Origin of the sequence: Corallococcus exercitus (assembly GCF_003611585.1) — a bacterium.
In the GTDB taxonomy this organism is placed as follows: Bacteria; Myxococcota; Myxococcia; order Myxococcales; family Myxococcaceae; genus Corallococcus; species Corallococcus exercitus.
Window position 1 is genome coordinate 1 of sequence record NZ_RAVW01000467.1, and the last position, 7,019, is coordinate 7,019.

Annotated in this window: 6 protein-coding genes and 1 pseudogene; 1 reads left to right on the forward strand and 6 read right to left on the reverse strand. The window is 69.8% G+C overall.

The genetic code is table 11. From position 1 onward, the window contains the following. From D7W79_RS35895 to D7W79_RS35920, 6 genes are all read right to left on the reverse strand, one after another. Window positions 1-1,030, reverse strand: a 1,030-nt coding sequence (locus tag D7W79_RS35895; protein WP_147442223.1) for an ABC transporter permease, incomplete at its 3' end; no start/stop codon positions are given. A 4-nt stretch (window positions 1,031-1,034) separates the two neighbouring features. Next, window positions 1,035-2,273, reverse strand: coding sequence for an ABC transporter permease (locus D7W79_RS35900; protein ID WP_120529805.1), 1,239 nt, complete (start codon window positions 2,271-2,273; stop codon window positions 1,035-1,037). Beyond that, window positions 2,270-3,031 carry an ABC transporter ATP-binding protein gene (locus D7W79_RS35905; protein ID WP_120529806.1) on the reverse strand — a complete coding sequence of 254 codons (762 nt, stop codon included), beginning with the start codon at window positions 3,029-3,031 and terminating at the stop codon, window positions 2,270-2,272. The genes D7W79_RS35900 and D7W79_RS35905 overlap by 4 nt, the downstream gene beginning before the upstream one ends. Next, entirely contained in the window at window positions 3,028-4,281 is a 1,254-nt protein-coding gene (locus tag D7W79_RS35910; protein WP_120529807.1) for an efflux RND transporter periplasmic adaptor subunit, read from the reverse strand. The genes D7W79_RS35905 and D7W79_RS35910 overlap by 4 nt, the downstream gene beginning before the upstream one ends. After that, window positions 4,278-5,603 carry a TolC family protein gene (locus tag D7W79_RS35915; protein WP_120529808.1) on the reverse strand — a complete coding sequence of 442 codons (1,326 nt, stop codon included), beginning with the start codon at window positions 5,601-5,603 and terminating at the stop codon, window positions 4,278-4,280. The genes D7W79_RS35910 and D7W79_RS35915 overlap by 4 nt, the downstream gene beginning before the upstream one ends. Beyond that, the gene (locus D7W79_RS35920) at window positions 5,600-6,298 is read right to left on the reverse strand and encodes a YIP1 family protein (protein WP_120529809.1); all 699 of its coding nucleotides are present in this window, start codon (window positions 6,296-6,298) and stop codon (window positions 5,600-5,602) included. The genes D7W79_RS35915 and D7W79_RS35920 overlap by 4 nt, the downstream gene beginning before the upstream one ends. A 216-nt stretch (window positions 6,299-6,514) precedes the next feature. Between D7W79_RS35920 and D7W79_RS35925 the strand changes: the two are divergent. Continuing rightward, window positions 6,515-7,019: pseudogene (locus tag D7W79_RS35925) on the forward strand (Clp protease N-terminal domain-containing protein); the annotation flags it as partial.

A 7,019-nucleotide genomic window follows, 5' to 3' on the forward strand; every position in this document is an offset into this window, starting at 1 on the left:
CCAGCGACAGCATCACCGCCTCCGTGGCGAACTGGCCCAGGATGCGGCGGCGGCGCGCGCCCAGCGCCTTGCGGATGCCAATCTCCCGCGTCCGCTCCGTCACCGACATCAGCATGATGTTCAGGATGCCGATGCCGCCCACCACCAGCGACAGGAAGCACACGCCCACGCCCGCGAACGCGATGACCTGGGACAGCTCATTGAAGGACGCCGTCATGGACTCGTTGGTGTGCACCTCGAAGTCGTTCGCGTCCTGGGGCGTGAGGCCCCGGCGACGGCGCATCAGGTTCACCACCTCGTCCTGTGCCTTCTGGAAGGACTCGCCGTCGCGCGCCTGGACGTCGATCTCCACCGAGCGGTTCTTGCCGTAGAACTGCTGGAAGGCACGCATCGGGACGATGGCCTGGTTGTCCTGGCTGGACATGCCCATGACGCTGCCGCGCTTCTGCAGCACGCCAATCACCTGGAACGGCCGGCCCTGAAGCCGCACCTCGGAGCCCACCGGATTCATGCCCGGGAAGAGCGTGTCCGCCACGTCCACGCCAATGACCATCACCGGGCGGCCGTCCAGCGTCTCCGTCTCGTTGAAGAAGCGGCCGGTCGTCACGACGACACCGCTGGTCTCCAGGTACGTGGGCTCCGTCCCCAGGACGCTCACCGACGGGGGCGTCTCCCGGAACGCCGTGGTCAGCTTCTTGCCCCACTCCTGGGCCGTGGGCGTGGCCGAGCCCACCGAGGGACAGGACTCCAGGATGGCGCGCACGTCGTCGCCGAGCAGGTCCTTGCGCTTGGCGTACTTCGCCCAGTTGATGCGGCCGAAGCCGGTGGGCCACTTCGTCACCTCGAAGGTGTGCGCCCCCAGGCTGCCCAGGTTCTTGTTCACCTGTTCGCGCAGGCCTTCAATCAGCGCCATCATCGTGATGACGGTGGCCACGCCGATGACGATGCCCACCAGCGTCAGCAGCGAGCGCAGCGGGTTGCCCAGGAAGGTGCCCACCGACAGCCGCAGGTTGTCCAGGAAGGCCCGCATCGCGCTATTCGTAGCGGAGCGCTTCCACCGGGTCCAGCTTCGCTGCCCGCGCGGCCGGCCAGATGCCGAACAGCAGGCCCACCAGCGCCGCGAACGCCACCCCGCCCACCACGGTGCCCGGCCGCACGTCCGCCGCCAGCGGCGTCACCAGCGACACGACCTTCGCGGTTCCCAGCCCCACCACCGTCCCCAGCAGGCCGCCCACCGCGGACACGCTGGAGGCCTCCATCAGGAACTGGAGCACGATGGTGCGCTGCCGCGCGCCCAGCGCCCGCCGGACGCCAATCTCCCGCGTCCGCTCCCGCACGGACACCAGCATGATGTTCATGATGCCGATGCCGCCCACCAGCAGGGTGATGAGCCCCACGCCGGTGGCCACCGCGTAGAGCGCGCCGGTGAGCTGCTCGTAGGTCGCCGCGAGCGAGTCCGTCCGGTTGATGTTGAAGTCGTCCGGCTGGCCCGGCGGCGTCGCGCGCACGCGCCGCATGATGCCCACCAGCTGGTCCTCCACCTTCGCCATCTGGCCCGCGTCCGCCACGGCGATGGCGATCTGCATGGGCCGCCCCTTGCCGAAGCTGGAGTTGAAGGTCTTGAAGGGCATGAACACGGACATGTCCATGTTCTCCGCCACGACCTTCCCCTTGCGCCCCAGCGTGCCCACCACCTGGAAGGGCCGCCCGTCGATGCGCACCGTCTGCCCCAGCGGGCTGATGCTGGGAAAGAGCGTGGCGGCCACGTCCGCGCCCAGCACCGCCACCGGCCGGTTCACCTCTTCGTCCGCGCGGGTGAGGAACCGGCCGGACACCACCTCGTAGTTGCCAATGGCCAGGTAGTCACTCCACACGCCGTTGATGCGCACGTTGGAGACCTGGAGGGCGCCGTGCGCCACGTCCGACGAGCGCAGCACCGCCGGGGAGATGGCGGTGATGAAGTCCGCCTGGGCGCGCACCTGCGCCACCTGCTCCAGCGTGAAGTTCTTCCGGTTGCGGTACATCCACCAGTTGCCCTTGATCATCCAGGGGTACTTGGAGATGAAGATCGTGTTCGCCCCCAGGGTGGCCAGCTGCTTCTCGAACGACGAGTTGAGCCCCTGGATGATGCCGACGATGGCCAGCAGCGTCGCCACGCCGATGCCGATGCCCAGCGTCGTGAGCACCGTGCGCATCCGGTTCGCCCGGAGGGAGAACACCGCGATGCGGGCCCCCTCCAGCACGTCCACGCGGAAGCCCTGCCCGAACTTCATGCCGTGCCCGCCTGCGGCGGCACCGCCCCGTGCACGCCCAGCGCCACCTCCGGCCCCGGCCCGTCCGCGACGATCTCCCCGTCGCTCAGGCGGATGGCCCGGGGACAGCGCGCGGCCAGCTTGGGCTCGTGCGTGACGAGCACCAGCGTGTGCCCCGCCCGGTGCAGCTGTTCGAAGAGCTTGACGATCTCCTCGCCGGTGGCCGAGTCCAGGTTGCCCGTGGGTTCGTCCGCCAGGAGCATGGAAGGCTCCGACACCAGCGCCCGCGCGATGGCCACGCGCTGGCGCTGACCGCCTGACAGCTCGTTGGGCCGGTGGTGCATGCGGTGCGTGAGCTGCACCTTGTCCAGCGCCGCCTTGGCGCGCTCGCGCCGCTCCTTCGCGCCCATGCCCCGGTACACCAGCGGCAGCTCCACGTTGGCGAGCGCCGTCTCCCGGGGGAGCAGCTGGAACGTCTGGAAGATGAAGCCGATCTCCACGTTGCGGATGACGGCCAGGTCGTCGTCGTCCATGCGCGACACGTCCTTGCCGTTGAGCATGTAGCGGCCGCTCGTGGGCGTATCCAGGCAGCCCAGCACGTTCATGAGCGTGCTCTTGCCGGAGCCGGACTGGCCGATGATGGCCACCCACTCCCCCCGCTGGATGCCAAAGGACACGCCGCGCAGCGCGCGCACCTCCTCACCGCCGACGAAGAAGGCGCGCGTGAGCCCCTCCACCTGGATGAGGGGGCCCGCGTCCGGTGCAGGGGATGACGTCACGACTTGCCCTTCGCCGCGGCCTTCTCCGGCTCGCGCACCGCGTCCCCGTGGTTCAGCTCCTTGGACAGCGTGCGGTAGGGGCCCTCCACCACGCGGTCACCGACCTGCAGGCCTTCCAGCACCTCCAGCTCCGTGTCGGAGGCGATGCCGGTGCGCACGCGGCGCACCTGCGCCTTGTTGTCGTTGTCCACCACGAACACCACCTTGGCCAGCGTCTCCGTGCGGCGCTTGGCGGTGAGCGTGGTGCCCTCCACCGGCGCCTGGTAGTCCGGCAGCGAGCGCTCGGCGCGCACCGTGACGGCCTGGATGGGCACGAGCACCGCGTCGTCGTGCGTCTCCGCGCTGATGCGCGCCTCGGCGCTCATGCCGGGGAGCACGCCCGGCGGGCGCGCGTCCAGGGCGACGGTGATGGGGAAGCTCGTGACTTCAGCCTCCGTGCCCGGGTTCTTGATGGTGGCCTTCTGGGCGATCTCCACCACGGTGCCGGTGAAGGACTGGCCCTCCAGCGCGTCCAGCGTCACCTCCGCGGGCTGGCCGTACTTCAGGTGGACCACCTCGTGCTCACCCACCTCGAACTTCACCTCCATCTGGTTGAGCGCGGCGATGGTCATCACCACGTCCTCGGAGAAGTCGGAGCCGCGCACGCGCTCGCCCACTTCACGCGTGAGCTCGATGACGTTGCCGTCGATGGGGGACAGGAGCGTGGTGCGCGCCAGGTCCGTGGACGCCTGCTCCAGCACCGCGCTGCTCTGGGCCACGCGCTGCCGGGCGGCGGCGAGGCGCGCCTCGGCGGTGTCCGTCACGGCCTGGGACTGCTCCACCTCCGCGGCGGACGCGAGCCCCTTCTCCGCCAGCCCCTTCACGCGGGCCAGCTCCGCGCGCTGTCGCGCGGCGTCCACTTCCGTCACCTGGACCTCGGCGCGGGCCGCGTCGCGGGACGCGGTGGCCTGCTTCACGGCCGCCTCGTAGTAGCGCTTGTCGATCTGCCCCAGCACCTGCCCCTTGGTGATGGCGTCGCCGTCCTTCACCTTGAGGGCGACGAGGTCGCCGGACAGGTTGGAGGAGATCTTCACGGTGGTGGCCGCCTGCACCTTGCCCGCGCCGGTGATGGTGCGGGTGATGGTGCCCTTGCGGGCCTTGGCCATCTGGACTTCCTGCGTCGGGGGCGGCCGGTCACGCAGGCCGCCCACGGTGATGGCCACCGCTCCAAGCAACAGCGCGCCGGCGATTGCCGCCTTCCACCACGTCATTGTGATTCTCCCGGGTTCAGCGTGCCCATGGCCCGGAACAGGGCATAGCGGGCGATTTCGACATCAATGCGGCTCTGGAGCAACACCAGCTCCGCCTGGGTCAGCTTGAGCTGCGCGTCTCGCACGTCCAGCGTGGAGCCGGCACCTGCCTTGAAGCGCTCTTCCGCCAGCGCCAGGCCCTGCTGGGCGACCGCGCGGTTGGCCGTCGCGAGCTTCGCGGAGGCAATCTGGCCATCCAGCACCTGGTGGGCGCGGCGGACCTCCGCCTCCAGCTCGCGCGCCGTCTGCGCGAACGTCAGCTCCGCCTTGCGGATGTTCACCTGGGCGCGCGCGGACTGGGCATCCGTGTTGAAGCCGTTGAACAGGTCCCACGTCAGCGTGATGCCGCCGCCGAAGATGTTGCCGTAGCCGGGCTCGCTGAAGAACGGGCCCGGGTCCTGGCTGGTGTGCGAGTACTGCGCGGACAGGCCCACGCGGGGGATGTAGTCGCCCTGCACGATGGCGCGCTGCAGCTCCGCCACGCGCACGCGCTGCTGGAGCGCCTTGAGCAGGGCGCGGTGTTCGCGGGCCTGCTTGATGGCGTCATCCAGGGCGGGCGCGGGCGCGGGCTCCTGCTGGAGCACACCGGGGTCCACCGCCAGGATGGGCTCGGTGCCGGGGCGCGCCAGCCACACGGCCAGCTGCACCTGGTCCGCCACCAGCTGGTTCTGGCGCTGCACGATGTTGATGCGGTCGTTGCCCAGGTTGACCTGGGCGGAGATCTCCTCGGCCTTGCCCACGCGGCCCGCGTTGAACAGGGCGCGGGCGCGCTCCAGCTGCTCCTCGCTGCGCTTCGCGGTGGCGTTGAGCACCTCCAGCGTGGCCTGGGACAGGAAGAGGTTGAAGAAGCGGCGGATGGCCTCCAGCTCGGAGGTGTCCGATTCCTCGATGGACTGGTTGCGCGTGGCGTCCACGTTGACGCCCGCCTGCTCCAGCTGCTTCCAGAGGCCGCGGTTGTAGATGACCTGCGACAGGCCCAGGGACGCGGAGTAGCTGTCCGCCGTGTTGGAGGTGCTCACCACCTCCCGCGTGACGGTCTCCGTCTCGCTGATGGGGACGCTGTAGACCTGCCGGCGGCGGCCCAGGTAGTTGAGGCTGGGGCCCACGTTGAGCTGCACCTGGGGCAGGAGGCTGGAGCGCGCCACGCGCTGGTCCTCCCGGGCCACGGCGACGTCCAGCTCGGCCTGGAGCGCCTGGGTGTTCTTGCGGCCCAGCTGGCGCGTCTCCTCCAGCGTGATGGGCGTGGCGGACAGCAGCGCCGCGACGACGAGGAAGCCGCTCATTGGCCACCTCCCGCCGGCAGGCCGATGAAGAAGATTCCGACGTACATGAGGTAGAGCACCCCGACGAGGGCCAGCGAGCGCCCCAGGCGCATCCCGGTGGCGGTGGAGAAGCCCACGCCCAGCAGGCCCACGCTCCACAGGTTGAAGAAGTCCGCGCCCTTGAGCACGCGCTGCATCTTGGGCGACAGCCCGTCCAGCAGCGCCAGGCTGGAGGGCACGAGCCGCTCCGCGCGCAGTTCGGTGAGCGAGTGCTGATAGCTCGCGCACACCGCGTAGATGAGGTGGTAGAGCGCGATGGGCAGGAGCGCCACCGCGGCGGCCGCCATCAGCTGCCCGAAGGCGGCGGGCTTGTTGAAGAGCCACGCCGTGACCCAGAGGATGCACGCGAGCAGCAGCACCATCAGGGGCATCACGATGAGCCCCTTGGCGATGCCGCCCACCAGCGCCTTGCGCGACGCCGTCTGGATCTGCTCGGCGATGTCGGACTCGGAAACGCTGGACGCCGTGGAGTCCGTGGGGAGGGCGCTCACCACGGAGGTGGTGGCGTCCCAGCGCAGTGCGTAGGCGATGCCGGAGGCCGCGACGCAGAAGGCGAGGATGAGGAGGGGCCACAGCCAGCGGCGGGCCTCGACGGCGGTGCGCGTTCCCCCAAGGGGGTCCACGAAGACGCGCGCCGGTTGGACAAGGGAGGTCATAGGGATGGGGTCTCTGGGCGGATTACGCAGCCCACCCGGCGTGATTGCCCGGTCGCTTGAATTGAGTCGGGAAACGGGCGGGCAGCCAATCGAAATCCGGCCGCGCCCCAAGGTTTATCCTGCCTTGCATCCATCCTGTAGCGGTCTGTAGCCTAAATTTTGCGGTGGGGCGGCGGACGGTGTATTCCGCTCGGCTGCACGCTTGCCGGAGCATGAATGGTCGACAGCACGGATCTCGCCCAGGTTCTCCATGAGGCGCATGACATCGCCCGCAGCGTCGCCCAGAAGCCCACGTCGGCCCACGTACTGCTCGCGCTCTTCACGGTGGAGAACCGCGCCCAGCTCCTCCTGAAGGAGAAGGGCGTGGACGAGGACGCGCTCCTGCAGCTCATCACGGAGGCCCCGGCGGAGACGGGCAACGTGGTGCAGGAGCTGACCGCGCGCGCCCGGGAGCTGGCCAGCACCTTCCGCGCCGCCGAAGCGGACTGCCTGCACCTGCTCATCGCCATCATCCGCAAGCGCTGCGCCGCCAGCGACCTGCTGGGCCGGACGGGCCTGGACCTTATCTCCCTGTCCAATACGGCCCTGGCCTATTCCACGAGTGGCGGCGTGCCGCGCCGCCTCCAGCCGGGCTACGGCCAGGCGGTGGCCACGCGCGCGCCGGTGAGCCGCCCGGTGGGTGCGCCGCCGTCTCCCCTGCCCCTGTCTCTTATACAGATCT